The sequence below is a fragment of the Nocardia yamanashiensis NBRC 100130 genome, from assembly GCF_001613325.1.
GTDB lineage: Bacteria > Actinomycetota > Actinomycetes > Mycobacteriales > Mycobacteriaceae > Nocardia > Nocardia yamanashiensis.
The window spans coordinates 80,672-100,984 of record NZ_BDCD01000020.1; the positions used below are offsets into that span (position 1 = coordinate 80,672).

Annotated in this window: 18 protein-coding genes; 12 read left to right on the plus strand and 6 right to left on the minus strand. The window is 68.8% G+C overall.

The features are described 5' to 3' along the window. Positions 1-49 precede the first annotated feature (49 nt). The 6 genes from NY1_RS23395 to acs all read left to right on the plus strand — a co-directional run bounded on the left by NY1_RS23395 (position 50) and on the right by acs (position 7,726). Positions 50-1,561, plus strand: coding sequence for an alpha/beta fold hydrolase (locus tag NY1_RS23395; RefSeq protein ID WP_067717237.1), 1,512 nt, complete (start codon positions 50-52; stop codon positions 1,559-1,561). Positions 1,562-1,662: 101 nt separating this feature from the next. Further along, a complete protein-coding gene (locus tag NY1_RS23400; protein ID WP_067717717.1) occupies positions 1,663-1,992 on the plus strand; it encodes a hypothetical protein in 330 nt (109 codons plus the stop codon). Between the two features lies 1 nt (position 1,993). Then, positions 1,994-3,523: a sodium/solute symporter gene (locus NY1_RS23405; RefSeq protein ID WP_067717240.1), complete on the plus strand. Its 1,530-nt coding sequence runs from the start codon at positions 1,994-1,996 to the stop codon at positions 3,521-3,523. Positions 3,524-3,744: 221 nt separating this feature from the next. Further along, positions 3,745-4,098, plus strand: a complete 354-nt coding sequence (locus NY1_RS23410; protein ID WP_067717243.1) for a DUF485 domain-containing protein — start codon at positions 3,745-3,747, stop codon at positions 4,096-4,098. A gap of 5 nt (positions 4,099-4,103) precedes the next feature. Then, on the plus strand, positions 4,104-5,729 hold the full coding sequence (locus NY1_RS23415; RefSeq protein WP_067717720.1) for a monocarboxylic acid transporter: 1,626 nt from the start codon (positions 4,104-4,106) through the stop codon (positions 5,727-5,729). A gap of 47 nt (positions 5,730-5,776) precedes the next feature. Then, positions 5,777-7,726 (plus strand): acetate--CoA ligase, encoded by a 1,950-nt coding sequence (acs, locus tag NY1_RS23420; protein ID WP_067717246.1) that lies wholly within the window; start codon positions 5,777-5,779, stop codon positions 7,724-7,726. Between the two features lie 56 nt (positions 7,727-7,782). On the opposite strand, the gene NY1_RS23425 is transcribed toward acs, so the two are convergent. After that, on the minus strand, positions 7,783-9,036 hold the full coding sequence (locus NY1_RS23425; RefSeq protein ID WP_067717723.1) for a serine hydrolase domain-containing protein: 1,254 nt from the start codon (positions 9,034-9,036) through the stop codon (positions 7,783-7,785). Positions 9,037-9,183: 147 nt separating this feature from the next. On the opposite strand from NY1_RS23425, the gene NY1_RS23430 reads away from it, so the two are divergent. Beyond that, positions 9,184-9,801, plus strand: a complete 618-nt coding sequence (locus NY1_RS23430; protein ID WP_067717249.1) for a class I SAM-dependent methyltransferase — start codon at positions 9,184-9,186, stop codon at positions 9,799-9,801. A 6-nt stretch (positions 9,802-9,807) separates the two neighbouring features. Here the strand turns inward: NY1_RS23430 and NY1_RS23435 are convergent, their stop codons facing one another. Next, entirely contained in the window at positions 9,808-10,206 is a 399-nt protein-coding gene (locus NY1_RS23435) for a VOC family protein (protein WP_067717252.1), read from the minus strand. A 152-nt stretch (positions 10,207-10,358) separates the two neighbouring features. Between NY1_RS23435 and NY1_RS23440 the strand changes: the two genes are divergently transcribed. Beyond that, entirely contained in the window at positions 10,359-11,492 is a 1,134-nt protein-coding gene (locus NY1_RS23440; RefSeq protein WP_233434445.1) for an alpha/beta hydrolase family protein, read from the plus strand. 56 nt (positions 11,493-11,548) lie between these two features. On the opposite strand, the gene NY1_RS23445 is transcribed toward NY1_RS23440, so the two are convergent. Continuing rightward, positions 11,549-12,982: an MFS transporter gene (locus tag NY1_RS23445; protein ID WP_218028416.1), complete on the minus strand. Its 1,434-nt coding sequence runs from the start codon at positions 12,980-12,982 to the stop codon at positions 11,549-11,551. Positions 12,983-13,085: 103 nt separating this feature from the next. Between NY1_RS23445 and NY1_RS23450 the strand changes: the two genes are divergently transcribed. Continuing rightward, positions 13,086-14,009 (plus strand): LysR family transcriptional regulator, encoded by a 924-nt coding sequence (locus tag NY1_RS23450; RefSeq protein ID WP_067717258.1) that lies wholly within the window; start codon positions 13,086-13,088, stop codon positions 14,007-14,009. Between the two features lie 4 nt (positions 14,010-14,013). Here the strand turns inward: NY1_RS23450 and NY1_RS23455 are convergent, their stop codons facing one another. After that, the gene (locus NY1_RS23455) at positions 14,014-14,694 is read right to left on the minus strand and encodes a response regulator (RefSeq protein ID WP_067717261.1); all 681 of its coding nucleotides are present in this window, start codon (positions 14,692-14,694) and stop codon (positions 14,014-14,016) included. Then, positions 14,676-16,406: an ATP-binding protein gene (locus NY1_RS23460; RefSeq protein ID WP_067717729.1), complete on the minus strand. Its 1,731-nt coding sequence runs from the start codon at positions 16,404-16,406 to the stop codon at positions 14,676-14,678. Before NY1_RS23460 ends, NY1_RS23455 begins: the two co-directional genes overlap by 19 nt. Positions 16,407-16,599: 193 nt before the next feature. Between NY1_RS23460 and NY1_RS23465 the strand changes: the two genes are divergently transcribed. The 3 genes from NY1_RS23465 to NY1_RS23475 are packed head-to-tail and all read left to right on the plus strand — an operon-like array spanning position 16,600 to position 19,336. Further along, complete coding sequence (locus NY1_RS23465; protein WP_067717264.1) at positions 16,600-17,406, plus strand: ABC transporter ATP-binding protein; 807 nt, start codon at positions 16,600-16,602, stop codon at positions 17,404-17,406. Further along, positions 17,396-18,283 carry an ABC transporter permease gene (locus NY1_RS23470; RefSeq protein WP_067717267.1) on the plus strand — a complete coding sequence of 296 codons (888 nt, stop codon included), beginning with the start codon at positions 17,396-17,398 and terminating at the stop codon, positions 18,281-18,283. The genes NY1_RS23465 and NY1_RS23470 overlap by 11 nt, the downstream gene beginning before the upstream one ends. Positions 18,284-18,286: 3 nt before the next feature. After that, a complete protein-coding gene (locus tag NY1_RS23475; RefSeq protein ID WP_067717270.1) occupies positions 18,287-19,336 on the plus strand; it encodes an ABC transporter substrate-binding protein in 1,050 nt (349 codons plus the stop codon). Positions 19,337-19,384: 48 nt separating this feature from the next. Here the strand turns inward: NY1_RS23475 and rarD are convergent, their stop codons facing one another. Beyond that, positions 19,385-20,290 (minus strand): EamA family transporter RarD, encoded by a 906-nt coding sequence (gene rarD / locus NY1_RS23480; RefSeq protein WP_067717273.1) that lies wholly within the window; start codon positions 20,288-20,290, stop codon positions 19,385-19,387. Between the last annotated feature and the right edge of the window lie 23 nt (positions 20,291-20,313).

Below are 20,313 nucleotides of genomic sequence, written 5' to 3' on the forward strand. Positions count from 1 at the left end.
GACGGATGGTGTCATGTCAACGGCCGACCAGTGACCGCAAGGAGAGACCATGCCCGCCGGGTGGATTCGACGGATCGCGCTGAGTGTGACGCTGCTGGCGGCGGCCACACCCGTGGCGGGCGCGACCGGCTCCGATATTCCGGCGGGCCTCGATCGGTACTACGGGCAGCGGCTGGACTGGCGGTCGTGCGAGGACGCCACCCTCGACGACGCGGGCGCACTGTGCGCGAATGTCACTGTGCCGCTGGACTACACCAAGCCCGACGGTCGCACGCTGAGCATCGCGATCTCGCGGATCGCCGCCACCGATCCGGCCCGGCGGCGCGGGGTGCTGCTGTCGAATCCGGGCGGGCCGGGCGGCAGCGGGCTGCGGTACATGGTGGCCACGCAGAAGAACCTGTCGGATTCGGTACGCGCGCAATACGACCTGATCGGCATGGACCCGCGCGGCATCGGGCGCTCGGACAAGGTGAGCTGCGCCTTCCCCGTGCCGAGCATCCTCTACTCGGCCGGATTCGACGCCCTCGGCTACGCCCGCGACACCACCCTCGCGGCCGCGCTCGCCACCGCGTGCACCACGCCCGACGCCGAGAAGATCCGGAACATCACCACCCGCAATACCGCTCGCGATATGGATATCGTCCGCAGCGCGCTCGACGAGCAGACGGTCAGCTACTTCGGGGCGTCGTACGGCACCTACCTCGGCTCCGTCTACATGCAGATGTTCCCGGGCCGAACCGACCGCTTCGTACTCGACAGCGCCGTGGATCCCGACAAGGTGTGGACCCGCCACTACCAGGACATGGGCGCGATCAACGAGTACGCCCTCGACGACTGGGCAGCCTGGGCGGCGCGACACGACGACGAATACCATTTCGGCGCCACTGCGCCCGCGGTCCGCGCCTTCATCGAGGACATGATCCGCCGGGCCGCCGCGCATCCCGTCGCCAGCATCAGCTCGGTCTACCTGGTCGACGAGCACACCGTCCCGTTGATGATCTTCGCGCTGCTGGCCAACCCGCAGTGGAACGCCCGCCTGGCCACCGTCGTCCGCATGATCTCCGACGGCGTCGACGGTCTCCCCCTGGACCTCGACGACCTCAAAGCCAAAGTGACCGCGGCGGTTCCGCTGGAAGCGGCGAGCCTGGCCGCCGTCCTGTGCGGCGACAACCGCGCCCCGCAGGACCCCGCCTACTACCAGGCCAATATCGAACGCACCCGCGCCGACCAGCCCGTATTCGGCGCGTTCGCCAACAACATCACCGCCTGCGCCTACTGGCCCGACCCGGTCGAACCCGCCACCGCGGTCCGCAACGACGCCCCGGCGCTCATTCTCGTCTCCGAACACGACACCCGCACCGCCTACCAGGAAGGCCTCGCCCTGCACGCGGACCTGACCGCCTCCCGCCTGGTCACCTTGGCCGGCGCCCGAATCCACGGCGCCTTCCGCGTCGGCCTCAGCCCCTGCGTCACCGCCGCCGTCAACGACTACCTCGCCACCGGCGCCCTCCCCGCCACCGACCTGACCTGCCACCCCGACCCCAGCTACTTCCCGGCCTGACGGCGTACCCCGACTCGGTGTTGCAGCCGAGCCGGATTCCGGTCGGGCGCTCGTAGGATGAGCCGGTGAATGCCGAGCAGCGGCGACCTGTGCGGGAGCGTGTGGTGCTGGCCGAGCGCCGTGGGGCGCGGACGGTGCGGACGCGGGTGGAGGTGGCCGAGCAGACCGAGGTCGGGGCGGCGTTGATCGGTGGGTTGATTCGGGCGCAGTTCGGGTTGGCGGCGCGGCTGGGGGTGGGGACGGTGGTGCTGCTCGGGGTTTTGCCGGTGCTGTTTCTCGGGCCGGTGGGGCGGGCGGAGGTGTTGGGGGTGCGGTTGCCGTGGTTGCTGTTGGGGGTGCTGGCTTTTCCGCTGTTGTACGGGGTGGGGCGGGTTTATGTGCGCTGGTCGGAGCGGAACGAGCAGGACTTCGCCGAATTGACCGGGGACTGAGGTGGATTCGCGGGCATCGGGGTTCACCTGGGCGGCGCTGCTGCTGGCGGCGGTCGCGACGGTGGGGATCGGGGCGTACGGGGTTCGGCTGGCGCGCACCACTTCCGACTTCCTGGTGGCGTCACGCAGTGTGGGGGCGCGGTGGAATGCGGCTGCGATCTCGGGTGAATATCTCTCGGCGGCAAGCTTTCTCGGCGTCGCCGGACTGATCGCGAAGTACGGCGCGGACGCGCTGTGGTATCCGGTGGGGTTCACCGCCGGATATCTCGGACTGCTGCTGTTCGTGGCGGCTCCGCTGCGGCGCTCGGGGGCCTACACCGTGCCGGACTTCGCCGAATTCCGGCTGGGCTCGGTGCGTTTGCGGCGGCTCGCGGCGCTGGTGGTGGTGCTGGTGTGCGGGGTGTACCTGATTCCGCAGTTCCAGGGCGCGGGACTGACCTTGCGGATTCTGCTGGGCGTACCGGACTGGGTGGGCGCGATCGCGGTGGGGGCCATCGTGATCGGGACGGTGGCGGGCGGCGGGATGCGGTCCATCACCTTCGTGCAGGCGTTTCAGTACTGGCTGAAGCTCACCGCCATCGCGATTCCCGCACTGGTGCTGGCCGCGCACTTCCTGCGCGGAGCACACGCGCCCGAACCGCTGCCGGCCGAATGGCTCGCGCCCGGTGGCGGATTGGGCGGGGCGCATCCGCTGTTCCAGGTGTATTCGCTGATGGTGGCGACATTCCTCGGGACCATGGGATTGCCGCACGTGCTGGTGCGGTTCTACACCAACCCGGACGGCCGGGCCGCGCGCACGACCGCATCGACGGTGATCGGGCTGGTCGGATTGTTCTACCTTTTCCCGATCCTGCTGGGCGTCTTCGCGCGCCTGTACGTACCGGCCCGGCAGCTCGGTGACGCCTCCGACGCGGCCGTGCTGCTGCTCCCCGGTTCCGTACTCGACGGGCTGCCCGGTGAACTGCTGGGCGCGCTCGTCGCGGCGGGCGCGATCGCGGCCTTCCTGTCCACCTCCTCGGGCCTGCTGGTCAGCCTCGCGGGCGTGATCGGAACGGATATGCTGCCCGGCCGAATTCGCGACTTCCGGCTGGCCGCGCTGGTGTCCGGACTGGTCCCGCTGGGACTTTCACTGACCGTGGCCTCCCTGGACCTTTCTCGCACCGTCGGACTGGCGTTCGCCGTCGCGGCCTCGACCCTGTGCCCGCTGCTGGTGCTGGGCATCTGGTGGCGACGGCTCACGGCGGCCGGTGCGGCAGCCGGGTTGATCGCGGGCGGACTGGTCTCCGGCGGTGCGACCGTGGTGTCGGTGACCGGGGGTGTGTCGGAGCGGCTGGCCGGGGGTTGGCTGGAGGCGGTGCTGAGTTATCCAGCGGCGGTGAGTGTTCCACTCGCCTTCGCCGTCATGATCCTCGTGAGCCGGGTGACGCGCGGCCAGACGGTGCCGGAGGTCGCGCGAATCTTCGTGCGGCTACACGCCCCCGAACGGCTCGGATTGGGCGCGGATCGCGAACCGGGTCAGCGCGCCCGCTGACCGCCCCCGGTCATTCCGGCATGTTCCATGCGGTGGGCGTGTGAATCCCGGCTGCAAGCCTGCCGCGATGACCATTGGCGTAACCGTTCGTCGCGCGGGATCGACCGTTCGGCGCACGACCGCGGGCGTTCAGCGAGTGACCCAGCCCACATCATGGTCCGGTCACGGTCGGCTGGATACGGTCTGCGGCAAGTAAGCCACGTCACACGCTAGGACGTTCGATGAGTACGACAGAGGTCGGCGGATCCACCCCGCCGCACACGCCCACGGCGGCGGAATTCGCCGCGGTGCAGGCCAGCCCCGAGTTTCAGGAGCTGCGGAATCGGCTGCGCCGGTACGTCTTCCCGATGACGGCGCTGTTCCTCACCTGGTACCTGGTGTACGTGCTGCTCGGCGCGTACGCCCACGACTTCATGGCCACCAAGGTCGTCGGGAACATCAACGTCGGCCTGGTGCTGGGACTCGGGCAGTTCGTGTCGACGTTCCTGATCACCGGCCTGTACGTGCGGTTCGCCAACCGGGAGCTGGATCCGCGCGCCGCGGCCATTCGCAATGAGATGGAGGGCCGGGCGTGAGCACCGTGACCTATGCCGCCGCCGCGACCGTCGGCAATCCGGCCGCCAATATCGCGATCTTCGCGCTGTTCGTCGCCGTCACCATGGTGGTGGTGATCAAGGCCAGCCGCAACAATGCCAGCGCGGCCGACTTCTTCACCGGCGGGCGCGGGTTCTCCGGCCCGCAGAACGGCATCGCCATCGCGGGCGATTACCTTTCCGCCGCAAGCTTTCTCGGCATCGCGGGCGCCATCGCCGTCTACGGCTACGACGGCTTCCTGTACTCCATCGGCTTCCTGGTGGCCTGGCTGGTAGCGCTGCTGCTGGTGGCCGAAATGCTCAGGAACACCGGCAAATTCACCATGGCCGATGTGCTCAGCTTCCGTTTGAAGCAGGGCCCGGTGCGCACCGCGGCCGCCCTCACCACCCTCGCGGTGTCGCTGTTCTATCTGCTGGCGCAGATGGCCGGCGCGGGCGGCCTGGTGGCGCTGCTGCTGGATATCAAGAGCCGCACCGGCCAGTCCGTGGTGATCGCCGTGGTCGGCGTGCTCATGATCGCGTACGTGCTGATCGGCGGTATGAAGGGCACCACCTGGGTGCAGATCATCAAGGCCGTGCTGCTCATCGCCGGCGCGGCGTTCATGACGGTGCTGGTGCTGGGCAAGTTCGGGTTCAACTTCTCCGAGATCCTCGGTTCGGCGCAGCAGCATGTGTCCGAATCGGCCACCAAGGCGGTCGCCAAGCGTGACGTCCTCGCGCCCGGCGCGCAGTACGGCGGCAGCGGCACCTCCAAGCTGAACTTCGTCTCGCTGGGCCTGGCGCTGGTGCTCGGCACCGCCGGTCTGCCGCACGTGCTGATGCGCTTCTACACGGTCCCGACCGCCAAGGAAGCGCGCCGTTCGGTGGTGTGGGCGATCGGCCTGATCGGCGCGTTCTACCTGTTCACCCTGGTGCTCGGCTACGGCGCGGCGGCCATCGTGGGCCCGGACAAGATCCTGGCCGCGGCCGGCGGGCAGAACGCGGCGGCCCCGCTGCTGGCGTTCGAACTGGGCGGCGTGCTGCTGCTGGGCATCATCTCGGCGGTGGCGTTCGCGACCATCCTGGCCGTGGTCGCCGGTCTGACCATCACCGCGTCGGCGTCCTTCGCGCACGACATCTACGCCGGAGTCATCAAGCGCGGCAAGGTTTCCGACGCCGAGCAGGTGAAGGTCTCCCGGATCACCGCCGTGGTGGTCGGCATCATGGCCATCGGCCTGGGCATTCTCGCCAATGGCCAGAACATCGCCTTCCTGGTGGCCCTGGCGTTCGCGGTGGCGGCCTCGGCGAACCTGCCGACCATCCTGTACTCGCTGTTCTGGAAGCGCTTCAACACCACCGGCGCGCTGTGGAGCATGTACGGCGGCCTGATCTCCACCATCGTGCTGATCGTCTTCTCCCCCGCCGTGTCCGGTTCCAAGACGGCCATGCTGCCCAGCATGGACTTCGACTGGTTCCCGTTGTCCAACCCGGGCATCGTGTCCATCCCGCTGGCCTTCGTGCTCGGTATCGCCGGCACCTTCGCCGGCCGCGGCAAGGAGGATCCGGGCAAGGCCGCGGAGATGGAAGTCCGTTCCCTCACGGGCGTCGGCGCCGAGCAGGCCATCGCGCACTGATCGGCAATCCCCGTGCCCCGCATGACTTTTCGACAGGAGATTACGCAGTGACCAGCATCGTGCACGACCGTCTCGCCGCCTACCCGCCGAGTGCCGGCTTCGCGGCGCAGGCGAATACCGGCGCCGCCCTGTACGACCGGGCGGCCGCCGACCGGGACGCGTTCTGGGCGGAGCAGGCCGGGCGCTTGCACTGGCATCGGCCGTTCACCTCGGTGCTGGACTGGTCCGGCGCGCCGGTCGCGAAGTGGTTCGCGGACGGGCAGCTGAATGTGGCCTACAACTGCGTGGATCGGCATGTCGAGGCGGGGCACGGGGATCAGGTCGCGATCCACTGGGAGGGTGAGCCCGGGGATGCGCGCGACCTCACCTACGCCGACCTGCTGGCCGAAGTGTGCAGGGCGGCGAACGTTCTCACCGGACTCGGCTTGCGGGCCGGGGATCGGGTGGCCATCTACATGCCGATGATTCCCGAGGCGATCGTGTCCATGCTGGCGTGCGCGCGGCTCGGGCTGGTGCACTCGGTGGTGTTCGCCGGGTTCTCGGCGAGCGCGCTACGGCAGCGGGTGGACGACGCACAGGCCCGGCTGGTCATCACCTCCGATGGCCAGTGGCGGCGGGGCACGGCGGCCCCGCTCAAGGCGGCGGTGGACGAAGCGCTTGCCGCGCAAGGCGATTCGACCGCCGCCGCCACCGTCGAACACGTGCTGGTGGTGCGGCGCACGGGGATCGAGACGGAGTGGACCGCAGGGCGCGACCTGTGGTGGGACGAAACCGTCTCCCTCGCCTCGCCCGAGCACGAGGCGCAGGCCTTCGACGCCGAGCACCCGCTGTTCATCCTCTACACCTCCGGCACCACCGGAAAACCCAAAGGCATCCTGCACACCTCCGGCGGCTACCTCACCCAAGCCTCCTACACCCACCACTACGTCTTCGACCACAAGGCCGGACAGGACGTCTACTGGTGCACCGCCGACATCGGCTGGGTCACCGGACACTCCTACATCGTCTACGGACCCCTCTCCAACCGCGTCACCCAGGTCGTCTACGAAGGCACCCCGAACTTCCCCAACGAGCACCGCCACTGGGAAATCATCGAAAAGTACGGGGTCAGCATCTATTACACCGCCCCCACCCTGGTGCGCACGTTCATGAAATGGGGCCGCGAAATCCCCGAATCCCACAACCTGTCGAGCCTGCGCCTGCTCGGCTCCGTCGGCGAGCCGATCAACCCCGAAGCCTGGCGCTGGTACCGCGAAGTCGTCGGCGGCAACAAAACCCCCATCGTGGACACCTGGTGGCAGACCGAAACCGGCGCCATCATGATCTCCCCGCTCCCGGGCGTGACCGCCGCCAAGCCCGGCGCGGCCATGACCCCGCTGCCGGGTATTTCCGCCAAGATCGTGGACGAGGACGGGAACGATCTGGGCGACAAGGACGCCGACGGTCTGCTGGTCCTGGATCAGCCCTGGCCCGCCATGGCCCGCGGCATCTGGGGCGATATGCAGCGGTTCCAGGAAACCTACTGGGATCGATTCGCTTCCAGCGGTTGGTATTTCGCCGGTGACGGCGCCCGCCTCGATGCCGACGGCGATCTCTGGGTGATGGGCCGCGTCGACGACGTCATGAACGTCTCCGGCCACCGCATCTCCACCGCCGAGGTCGAATCCGCACTGGTCGGGCACTCAGGCGTGGCCGAAGCAGCCGTGGTCGGCGCGTCCGACGCCACCACCGGCCAGGGCATCGTGGCCTTCGTGATCCTGACCGCCGAGGCCACCGATACCGGCTCCGCGCTGGTGGCGGAGCTGAAAGCCGAAGTCTCCCGGGAGATCTCACCCATCGCCCGGCCGCGCGATATTCATGTGGTCCCGGAGCTGCCCAAGACCCGTTCCGGCAAGATCATGCGCCGCCTGCTGCGCGATGTGGCCGAAGGCCGCGAGCTCGGCGATACCTCGACCCTGGTGGACCCCACCGTGTTCGAAGCCATCGCCCGCCGCTGATCCACCCGCGGCGCAGGGCCCGGCCGGGAAATCCGGCCGGGCCCTGCGTCTTCCGGTCAAGCTACCTCGCGCACCGGAACGAGGTCGGCGGTACGGCGCACGGCACGCGCGCCCCGGACCGCCAGCGGCAGCACCCATGCCGACGCGAGTTGCTCGTTGACCAGCGCGGCCATCCCGAGCCGGTTGTGCACGAAACCGATGGACACGCCGGAATTCGGATCGGCCCAGCCGAGCGAACCGCCGAGCCCGACATGCCCGAAACCGCCGCGCGCGCCCGGCATCGGCAGCGAGTGATAGCCCAGATGCCACATCATCGGCGCGTAGCCGAGGGCGTGATCGAGCTGATAGGTCTCGATGCGGCGCATGGCCTTGATGGTGCCGGGCGAGAGGTAGCGGCGGCCCTCGTGCATGCCGCCGTTCGCGATCGCCCCGTAGAGGGTGGCCAGGCCGGAGGCGGTGCAGACGCCGTTCCCGGCGGGCATCTCGGTGTCGAGCACCGGCGGTTCGTCACCGTCCACCAGACCTTCGAGCCCGGGCAGGAACAGGCAGCGGGCGAGCGTGCCGAGCACGGCCGGGAAACCGTAGGCGCGGCCCAGGAACATCGAGGCATAGGTGCTGCCGACCGGGGCGAGCCGGTTGCCGTCCAGGTTCGCGGGGATGGTCGCCGAACTCGCGGGCGGCCGGCCCAGGTGAATGCCGTCGGTGCCGAGCGGTTCGGCCACCTCGGTGCGGAACAGTTCGGCCATGCCGCGCCCGGTGACCGCCCGCGCCAGCCCGGCCAGCAACCAGCCGAAGGTCAGCGCGTGATAGGCCGGAACACCCAGCAGGCGATCGGGTTTCGCGGCGGCCAGCTGCGCCTCCATCAACCGGTGATCGAGCACGTCGTCCAGGCCGCGGGCGATCGACGGCAGCCCGGACAGCCCGGCCCGATGCGTCAGCACCTGCCGCACGGTGATGGCCTGCTTACCGCCCGCCGCGAACTCCGGCCAATAGGCGGCGACGGGCGCGTCGTAATCGATCAGCCCCCGGTCGGCCAGGCGATGAATGACCGTGGCGGCCACGCCTTTGGTGGCGGAGAAGACGATCGACCCGGTGTCCGCGGTCCAGGCGTTCCCGCCGGAGCGCTCCCCCACCCAGATCTCGGCGAGGGTTTCACCGTGCCGCCGCACCGTGACGGCGCCCCCCGATCCGGGCCGCCCGCCCATGCGTCGTGCGAAAGTCCGTACCAGCGGCCCTAATTCGGGGACGGCGTAACCGCCGACACCGGCCGGTAGGTGCGATAGGCCCGGGGAGGAAGCGTCATTGCTCACGGGTTCCACGGTACGAGTCCCTTCTCGCGGCGGGCAATGACCCGCTCGCCAGAGTTATTCCCGTTGGCCGAGAGGTTATTCCGGTTTGCCGAGTGGTGACGCGAGCGTTATGGCGACGGCGGTGTGAAACGGGGGCATTATGGGTACGTGGGCATCTACGAAGACCGGCTCCTGCCGCACCTGGTCGACCTGACGTGCGGATCCAAGTTCCTGGATGCGACCCGGGAGCGGACCTGCGCGGGACTGCACGGGCGGGTGGTCGAGATCGGCTTCGGCTCCGGCCGCAATGTGCCGTTCTATCCGGCGGCCGTGAAATCGGTGAGCGCCGTGGAACCCGCCGACCTGGGCTGGAAGATGGCGGCCGAACGCGTCGCCGCGGCCACGGCGCCGGTGGAACGCGCCGGACTGGACGGGCAGTCGCTGCCGTTCCCGGACGATTCCTTCGATTCGGCGCTGTCCACCTGGACCTTGTGCACCATTCCCGATGTGGCGGCCGCGCTGGCCGAAGTGCAGCGGGTGCTGGCCCCCGGCGGGACTTTTCATTTCGTCGAGCACGGGCGCGCGCCGGATGCGAAAGTGCGGACCTGGCAGAACCGTTTGAATCCGATTCAGAAGGTCATCGCCGGCGGCTGTCATCTGAATCGGGATATTCGCGGGCTGGTCGAGGCCGCGGGGTTCGAAATCCGCGACCTCGACGTCTTCTACGAAGCGCACACGCCGAAAAGCTATGGCGCGCTGACCCTGGGCGTGGCGGTCACGCCCTGACGCCGGCTATTGCGGCCAGCCGCCGTACGGGACGGTGATCATTTCCAGGTAGTGACCGGCGGGATCGCGGAAGTAGATGCCGCGGCCGCCGTCATTGTGGTTGATCTGGCCTTCCGCCTGTCCGCGCGGGTCCGCCCAGTAGGTGAGCCCGCGTTCGACGATTTTCGCGTAGCCGGAATCGAATTCGGCTTCGGAAACCAGGAAGGCGTAGTGCTGCGGCTGAATACCACCGGGAAGATCGGGGGGAACGTTCGCGAAATCGAAGGTGACGTCATTCGCGACTTTGACCGGAATGAACGGACCCCATTGCTCCCCCACCTCCAATCCGAGTATGTCGCCCCAGAATTGGGCGGATTCCCGGTGGTCGTTGCAGCCGACGATGGTGTGGTTGAACTGAATAGTTATCGGATTTCTCCTGTGTCCGTGGCGATCCCGACCCTGGACCGGTACAAGTCGGCCGACAGGAGCACCGCCACTCGTTCGAAATTAGCGAATCGCCGCCGGATCCGCCAACAGTCCTGTGACTGGAGTCACAGGACGCGCGTAGGCTGGAGATCGTGCGCCTGCCGCGGTCGTTAGTGCCCGCCCTGCTCGTCGCCCTGGTCGCCTCGGGATGTGCCGATTCCGAGCCGCCGGCGACGGCTCCGCCGCCCGTGACCAGCGCCGAGCGGCCCGCGCCGGAGAAACCCGCCGGGGCCCGGCCGCAGGAGCCGAAGCCGCCGTGGCCGTACCGGTCCGAGGAGGTCGGCTATCGCAGCGGGGAGATCACCGTCGCGGGCACGCTGACCGTGCCGAACGGGACCGGGCCGTTCCCGGCGGTGGTGCTGATCACCGGCAGCGGGCCGCAGGATCGCAACGAGAGCCTGCTGGGGCATCAGCCCTTCCTGCTGCTCGCCGATACGCTCACCCGGGCCGGGTACGCGGTGCTGCGCACCGACGACCGCGGGGTGGGCGGGACCGGCGGGAATCTCGACACCTCCACCTATCAGGAACTCGCCGACGATGTGGGGGCGGGCGTGAGCTTCCTGCGCGGGCGGGCCGAAATCGACCGGGCGCGAATCGGATTGCTGGGGCACAGCGAGGGCGGGTATCTGGCGCCGCTGTACGCGTCGCGACCCGACAGCGGGGTGGCGTTCGCGATCCTGATGGCGGGGCCGTCGGTGACCGGTTCCGAAGTGGTGCTGGAACAGAACGACCTGATCCTGCGGGCCAAGGGCGCGAGTTCCGAACAGCTCAGCTCGCAGATCGGGTTCCTGTCGGGGCTGGCCAATATCTTCCGGATCGGGGATATGGCGGCCGCCCGGGACTTCGCCTACCAGCACAATGATTCGCTGCCCGCCGAGGAACGCGCGACCAGCGCGGAGATCGACGCCTCCGTGACGCAGTACATGGCCGGGCTCTTCACCTACGATCCGGTTCCGGCGTTGTCCGCCATGCGAATTCCGGTGCTGGCCTTCTACGGCGGCAAGGATTTGCAGGTGCCCGCCAAGCAGAACGAAGGTCCGGCGCGGGCGCTGCTGAGCACGGATCCGGATGCGACCGTGGTGGTGTTCGACGGGCTGAACCATCTGATGCAACCCGCCGGCACCGGGCTGCCGGACGAGTACGCCAAGATCGAGACCACCATCGATCCGCAGGTGCTGGGGTATGTGACCGGGTGGTTGCAACAGCGGTTCCCGGCGGCACGCTGATCGACGGCCGCCGGCCGGGCTGAATACTCCCGGAAACCACTGCTGACGAGCCGTTCTCACGCTCGCGCGGTGCGATAGCCCAGGGCCACCGTGGCCGCGGCCAGCAGTACCACCGAGCCGACCAGAGCCAGGCCGGTGCCCATGGCGTCGGCGAAAGCAGCCGGATCGGCGACCGCGTGCGCATGGCCCGCGAGCGCGGTGCCGACCACCGCGACGCCCAGCGCGGCGCCGAATTCCCGTGCGGCGGTGTTCAATCCGGCGCCCATTCCGGCCTGTTCGGCGGGGAGGCCGGCGATCACGCCGGTGGTCAGCACGGGCGCGCACAACCCCATGCCCGAGGAGAGCACGATCAGGTACAGGGCGTAGAGCGGGTACGGGGTGCCCGGTGTGGCGGTGGCCATCGCCAGCAGGCCCAGGGCGATGAGCGCCAAGCCGCCGGCGGCGGGAAGCCGCGGCCCGTAACGCATTTGGATGCGGACGGCGTAGCGGGGCATGACCATCATGCCGAGGGCGGCCGGTGTGATGCCCAGGCCGGTGAGCGCGGGCGAGTAGCCCTTGGCGTATTGCAGATACTGGGCGTTCACGTAGAACAGCGCGAACATGCCGAAGAAACTGGCCGCGGTGCCCAGCAGGGCGATTCGCAAAGGGCGCGAACGGAATACGCGCGGATCGACGAGCGGATGCGCGGCCCGCAGCAGGTAAGCGACGAGCACCGCGAGCAGCACCGCGCCGAGCGCGAATCCGGCGAGCACTTCCGGTGCGCCCCAGCCCCGGCCGGGACCTTCGATGATGCCGTACAGGATCGCCGTCGCGCCCAGGGTGAGCAGGAGCGCGCCGAACGGATCGGGGGCCGCCGCGCGACGCGGGGTACGCGGCACGACCCGGAGGACGGTGAGCGCCAGCAGCGCGGCCAGCGGCACCACGACCCAGAACAGCGCTCTCCAGGACAGGTACTGCTGCAACAGCCCGCCGCCGATATTGCCCAGCGTGCCGCCCAGACCGACCGCGAGCGTCCAGGCCGCGAGCGCCTTGGCGCGGGCCATCGCATCCGGGGCCAGGCCGACCAGGATGGACATGGTGGCGGGCATGATGAACGCCGCCCCCGCGCCGGACACCGCCCGGCCCGCAATGAGCAGCGCCATGTTCGGTGCGGCCGCGCTGAGCAGCGAACCGGCCGCGAACAGCGCCAGGCCGGTCAGCAGCGCGCCTTTGCGCCCGTACCGGTCACCGAGCGCACCGGCCGGGATGAGCAGCCCGGCGAACACGATGACGTAGGCGTCCACGGTCCACAGCAGCTGCTCGCCGCCGGGATGCAGCGGGGAGCTGGTGAGCAGCGGGATGGCCAGATTGACCGAGGCCACCATGCTCTGCGCCAGCGCCACGCAGGCGCACAGCGTGAGCACGATCGCACGCGGAATTCGTTGCGGCGGTGCGTGTTCGACAGGGATGGACGCCGTGTCCAGCACGGCGTCGGAGGAATGGGATGACACGGAAACTCCTGACGAGAGCGTCATGGTGGTTATCGGTGTCGCGACGTCTTCGACGGTATGCTGCCTGCATTAATTACTCAAATGCAATCCAGGAAAGTAATAAATGCATCAGGCGCAATCAACCGGGCACCCGCGCAATCTGGACTTCAACCTGCTGGTCACCCTCGACGCCCTGCTCTCCGAGCGCAGCGTGACCGGCGCGGCCGACCGCCTGCACCTGTCCGAACCGGCCGTCAGCCGCGCCCTGGGCCGGATCCGGAAGGCGCTGGGCGATCCGGTGCTGGTGCGCGCGGGCCGCGTGATGGTCCCGACCCCGCACGCGCTCGCCATCGAAGCCGAGGTTCGCGACCTGGTCGAACGCGTTCAAGCCCTGTTCGCCGCGGCGACTTCGACGGATCTGCGCACCCTGGTGCGCGGTATGACCCTGCTCATGCCCGACGTCATCGCGGCGGCCTACGGTCCCGCCTTGCTCGCACGCGCCGCGGCCGAAGCGCCCGGTCTCCGCTTGGGCTTCCTCCAGGAAAGCCACATCGACCTGCCCGTTCTGCGCGATGGCGAGGCCGACCTCGAGGTCGGCATCATCGACACCCGTGCCCCGGAAATCCTCACCGAGCCCCTCTTCGACGACCACATGGTCGGTCTGGCCCGCCCCGATCACCCGCTCCTCGAAGCTCCGGTCACTCCCGAAACCTTCGCCCGCGCAAGACATCTGATCGTCTCCCGGCGCGGCCGCTCGCACAGCCCCATCGACACCGAACTGGAGAAGCAGGGCCTGCGCCGCACCGTGGCCGCCACCACCAGCACCTTCACCTCATCCCTGTTCCTCCTGCACGGCAGCGACCTCGTCGGCCACTTCCCGCACCGCCTCAGCCCGGTAGCCGAACGATTCGGCCTGGTGACCTTCCCCCTCCCCTTCGACCTCGCACCGCTCCCCTTCGCCATGGCCTGGCACCCGCGCCAAGACGCCGACCCCGCCCACATCTGGCTCCGCGACACCGTCCGTGCCGTCATGTCCACCGCCCCGTGAGCGCTCAGGACCGGCGCGGCAGCGAGTACTCCTGTTCGGGACGCCCGGTGCTGCCGTAGCGCAATTGCATCCGCAGTTCGCCGGACCCGACCAGAGCCGCCAGATGGCGCTGCGCGGTGGCGCGTGACATGCCGGTCGCGGCCGCCACCTCAGCGGCCGACAACGAGGCGGTCGCGGCCCGAATCGCTTCCAGCACCAGCGTTTTGGTCGGCGAGGCCACGGCAGCGACGCCGGCCGCCGACCCACCGCCGCTCCCGGGCCGCAACGCTTCGAGCGCGTGATCGACATCGCGGGCGGTGACCTCGGACGCGGACAGAATCCGGCGATAGCGCGCGTAGCCAGCCAGCCGGGCGGCCAGCGTGGCATGGTCGAACGGCTTCACCAGATACCCCAGCGCGCCCGCCGACAACGCCGCACGCACCGTCTCCGCCTCGGTGGCCGCGGTGAGCATCATGGCGTCGCAACGCATCTCACGCACCAGATCGATCCCGGACCCGTCCGGCAGATACACGTCGACCAACGCCAGATCCACCGTCGCACCACCGAGCACCTCCCGCGCCGCAGCCAGCGAATTCGCGGTGCCCCCGACCGTGAAACCCGGCAGCGCCGTGACGATTCCGGCATGCAGATTCGCCACCCGGAAATCGTCATCGACCACCAGCACCGTCAAATCCGTTCGGCCCACGCCGATTCTCCTTCCACCAATACCCCCGGCAGTCGCGCTATGAACTCGGCTCCACCCAACGGCGCGGCCTCGGTATCACCCGAGTTCTCGACCCGACCACCACCGGTATGCGCCAGGCGGACCTCACCACCCAACGCGCGAGCGATCTGGCGAGCCAGCGCCAGCCCCACGCCGCGACCGCCCGGCAGACCGGTGTCGGGGCGAGTGGAGACGCCTTCGGTGAAGATCGCTTCGGCCAGGCCCGGGTCGATGCCCGGGCCACTGTCGGACACCGCCAGATGCAGAGTCGAGTTCTCCTGCAGCAGTTCGACTTCGACCTCGCGCGGGCTATCACCGATACGGGCCGCTTCGATCGCATTGTCGAGGAGATTCCCCAGCACGGTGGTGACATCCACGGGGAGCACGAGACTGGCGTCCACCCAGGTATTGGGGCCGAGGCGCAGCGTGACACCGCTTTCCCGGGCATGGGCGGCCTTGGCGGCGAGGAAGGCCTGCAAGTAGGGGTCGTGGACGGCGTCCATGCCGGGCAGTGCCGCGCCGAGTGGACCGGAGCCGAGGAGTTCCGAAATGTATTGGGTGGCTTCGGATGCGCGGTCGTCGTGCAGCAGTCCGTTGAGCAGATGGAGGCGGTTGGCGAACTCGTGACGCTGCGCGCGCAGCACCGTGCTCATGGAACGGACCGCGTCGAGTTGGCGAGTGAGCGATTCGACGTCGGTGCGGTCCCGGACGGAGAGCACGGCACCCAACTCCCGCCCGTCGCGCCGCACCATGCGAGCGGTGATCACCACGATGCGATCACCGACCGCGGCCTGCACCGGCACGCCGTCCGCCGCCCGGAAGGCTTGCAGCACACGGGGAGTGAGGCCGATGTCGTCGATGGCGCGACCGGTGAGTTCGCTGGCGCCGCCCCTCTGGATGGCGGCTCCGCCGTCGATCTCCGGTAGTCCGAGGAGGCGGCGGGCTTCGTCGTTGACGACGGTGACTCGCCAGTGGGGGTCGACGGCTACTACGCCTTCGCCGATGCCGTGCAGGACGGCGTCTTGTTCGCGGACCAGTTCTGCGAGGTCTTGGGGTTCGAGGCCGAGGGTGAGGCCGTGCCAGCGGCGGGCCAGCAGGAGGGAGCCGGCTACGCCGGCCAGGAGGGCGAGGCCGACCAGGAGGCCGGCGCGGCGGAGGTCGCGGAGGAGTTGGTCGCGGACCGCCTCGGTGGAGATGCCGACGCTCACTTCGCCTACTACGGATTCGCCGTTGGGGCGGAGGACGGGGACTTTGGCGCGGACGGATTCGCCGAGGGTGCCGCGTTCTCGGATCACCACTTCGGAGCCGGCCAGGGCGCGGGAGGGGTCGGTGCTGACGCGTTCACCGAGACGGGTGGGGTCGGGGTGGGCCAGGCGGATGCCGGCGTCGTCGGTGATGACGACGAAGAGGGCGGCGGTGCGCTGGCCGGCGGCTACCGCCAGTTGCTGCAGCTCGCCCGAAGACAGTTCCGCGGTGAGGGCCGGGCCGGATTTCAGGTTTGCGTCGGAGTAGCGGGAGACCTCGGAACGCACCTCGGGATCCGAGGCGACGGTGCGCGCGACGGCCAGCGCGCGTTGCCCGTATTCGCCGGACAGGCGCTGGTCACTGACGTAGGCGAACACCCCGAACGCTATGCCGAGGGTCAACGCGACGAGTACCACCTGCAGCAGAACGATCTGTGTCCGCAACCGCACGGGAAACGCGCGGCGGCCGAACACGCTCACCCGGCCATCAAAGCACACCGGCGTGAGCACAATGCGCACAATGCCGCTATTGCCGCTTGCGCGGGTTGTGCGCACAATCCCGGGCCGTGTGACCCAGGGCACTTACCGTACCCACATCGGTTGCACGTCACTCCCGTGCGACGCAGGACAACAGGAGCTGTCAATGAACTCCCCACTGATCGAGCTGCGGGGCGCGACGAAGCGTTTCCCGGGCACCGGCGGCGGTATCCACACCGCCGTGCGGGATCTGAATTTCACGGTCGCGCCGGGCGAATTCGTCGCTGTGGTCGGGCCGACCGGCTGCGGCAAGTCGACCACGCTGTCGCTCGTCTCCGGCCTGGAACCGGCCTCCGCGGGCCGGACCCTGGTGCACGGCAAGGACGTGCGCGGCATCCCGGACGGCGTCGGCTACATGTTCCAGCAGGACGCGGTGCTGCCGTGGCGCACGGTCATCGACAATGTGGCGCTGGGCCCGCGCTTCCGCGGCAAGGCCAAGGGCGAGGCCCGCGAGCGCGCCCAGGAATGGGTGACCAAGGTCGGGCTGGCCGGGTTCGAGAAGTACTACCCGCATCAGCTGTCCGGCGGTATGCGCAAGCGTGTGGCCCTGGCCCAGACCCTGGTCAACGAGCCCGAGATCATCCTGATGGACGAGCCGTTCAGCGCCCTGGACGTGCAGACCCGCCAGCTCATGCAGGACGAACTGCTGCGGGTGTGGTCGGGCACCGGGGCGGCGGTCATCTTCGTCACCCACGACCTGGAGGAGGCCATCGTGCTGGCCGACCGGGTGGTGGTGATGACGGCGAGCCCGGCCACGGTCTGCGGTGATTTCACCGTCACCCTGGAGCGCCCGCGCGATGTCGAGGAGGTGCGGCTCACCGAGGAGTTCCGCGACCTCTACAAGGAAATCTGGGAGACGCTGCGCGATCAGGTCGATGCGGCGCGCAAGAAGGGAGCCTCCCGTGTCGCTTGATGTGATGGCCGAAACCGCCAAGAGCGCACCGGAATTCGAGGTGGAGACCGAGGAGCAGATTCTGGCGCGGGTGCGCAACAACGCCCGTAAGGCCAAGGCCCGCACCTGGGGCCTGCGCGCCCTGCTGGTGGCGCTGTGGCTGGGTTCGTGGGAGCTGACCGCCACGCTGTGGATCGACCCGTTCTTCTACTCCAAGCCGTCGCTCATCTGGGATCGCCTGGTCGAATGGTTCACCGACGGCACGCAATTCGGCTCCATCTGGCTGCAGCTGTACACCACCGTGCAGGAAGCCGTGCTGGGCTTCGTGATCGGCACCGTGGCCGGCGTGGTGCTCGGCGTGCTGCTGGGCCGCTCCCGCTACTGGGCCGATGTCCTCGCGCCGTTCATCAAGGCGCTCAACGCGGTTCCGCGCATCGTGCTCGCGTCGCTGTTCATCATCTGGTTCGGCCTGGGCCTGAGCTCCAAGGTCGCGACCGTGGTGGTGCTGGTGTTCTTCGCGGTGTTCTTCAATGCCTTCACCGGCGCCCGCGAAGTCGACGGCAACGTCATCAACAACGCCCGCATCCTGGGCGCGAGCCGCACCCAGATCCTGGGCACCATCGTGCTGCCCAGCGCCACCACCTGGATCCTGTCCTCCCTGCACACGGCCTTCGGCTTCGCCCTGATCGGCGCGGTGGTCGGTGAATACGCCGGCGCCAGCAAGGGTCTGGGCCTGCTCATCTCCAACGCCCAGGGCACCTTCGACGCGGCCGGCATCTACGCGGGCATGATCATCATCACGGTGGTGGCGCTGGTGGCGGAATGGCTGATCGGCATCGCGGAGAACCGCCTGCTGAAATGGCGTCCGGCGCAGTCCGGCTCGGGCCACGGGGTGTGAGGCATGAAGTACCGCAAGCCTTTCGCGCTGCTCGCCCTCGCCGCCTCGCTGCTGCTGGCCACCGGCTGCCGCGATTCGCGCGCCATCCCGACCGAGAACGGCCGCCCGCAGATCACCATCATGGTCGGCGGCCTGGAGAAGGTCATCTACCTGCCCGCCATGCTCACCCAGCAGCTGGGCAATTTCGAACGCAATGACATCGACGTGCAGCTGCTGGGCGAACAGTCCGGCGCGAACGCCGAAACCGCGCTGCTCACCGGCGATGTGCAGGCGGTGGTGGGGTTCTACGACCACACCATCGATCTGCAGGCCAAGGATCAGTGCATCCAGACCGTCGTGCAGTTCGCCGATGTGCCCGGCGAGGTGGAGCTGGTGTCGAAGGAGGACGCGGCGACCATCACATCGCCCGCCGACTTCAAGGGACGGAACCTGGGCGTCACCTCGCTCGGTTCCTCGACCGACTTCCTCACCCAGGGCCTGGCCGGTCAGGCGGGCCTGAGCACCTCCGACTACACCCGGGTGAAAGTCGGTGCGGGACAGACCTTCATCGCCGGCATGAACCACAACGGCATCGACGCGGGCATGACCACCGACCCGACCGTGGCCAAGATGGTGACCTCGGGCGAGGCGCAGATCCTCATCGATATGCGCAACGAGGAGGGCACCCGCAAGGCGCTCGGCGGCCTCTACCCGGCGGCCTCGCTCTACATGCGCTGCGAGACGGTCGAATCGCATCCGGATATCGTGCAGAAGCTGGCCACCGCGTTCGTGCAGACCCTGCAGTGGATCAAGCAGCACTCCCCCGAGGAGATCGCCGCGAAGATGCCGTCGCAGTACGCGGGCGGCAATCCGGACCTGTACGTGAAGTCGGTGCGCGATTCCATCAGCATGTTCAACGGCGACGGCCTGATGAAACGCGAAGGCGCGGAGAACGTCCTGCGCATCCTGGGCCAGTACTCGCGCAATGTGAAACCGGTCCGCGATCGCATCGACCTGGACGCGACCTATACCAACCAGTTCGTAGAAAAGGCGCAGGGTACGAAGCAACCCTGAGCCAGCCCGCCGGAACCGCGCATCTGATGAGGGGTGCGCGGTTCCGCGCTATTCCGGCACGGTGACCGGAGTGGCGACCGTCTTCCGGGACCGCCGCAGGGCATCGACGGTGAATACGGCCAGAGCCAGCCAGATCAAGGCGAATCCGGCCCAGCGCGAAGCGGGCATGTCCTCGTGCACCACGGCCACGCCCCAGGTCAGCTGCAACGCGGGCGTCAGATACTGCAGGATCCCCATGGTGGACAACGGAACTCGCGGCGCGGCCAGCGCGAACAGCAGCAGCGGCACCAGCGTCACCGGCCCGGTCGACATGAGCAGCGCGGTATGCGACACGCTCGACCCGAAGGTGGCCTGACCGGTCACCCCGAGCGCGATCACCGCGGTGAGCGCGAACGGCGCGGCCACCAGCCCCTCGGCCGCCAGCCCCCGCAGCGGGTCGAGCTTGATCACCTTCTTGACCAGCCCGTAGGTGGCGAACGAGCACGCGAGGATCAAGGCGATCCACGGCGGCCGCCCGTAGTCGACGGTCAGCACCACCACGGCCGCCGCGCCCAACGCCAGTGCGGCCCACTGCGTCCGGCGCAATCGCTCCCGGAAGATCAGCACCCCGAACGCCACCGTCACCAGCGGATTGATGAAGTACCCGAGCGCGCACTCCACCACCTGCCCGGAGATGACGCCGTAGACGTACACGCCCCAGTTCATCGAGATCGCCGCCGAGGCCACGAACGCCAGCCGCCAGGTCCGCGCGTCGATCCGCCGCAATTCCCCGATCCGGCCGGAGACCGTCAGCAGCGCCAGCGAGACCACCAGCGTCCACAGAATCCGCTCGGCCAGCACCTCGCCCGCGCTCGCGAACGCCAGCAAACCGAAGAAGGCCGGGAACAATCCCCAGAGCAGGTACGCGCCGACGCCGAAGCTGACACCTAGTTCCTGCTGGGATCGTTCGCTCACCGAACTACCGTAGCGCGCGGTTA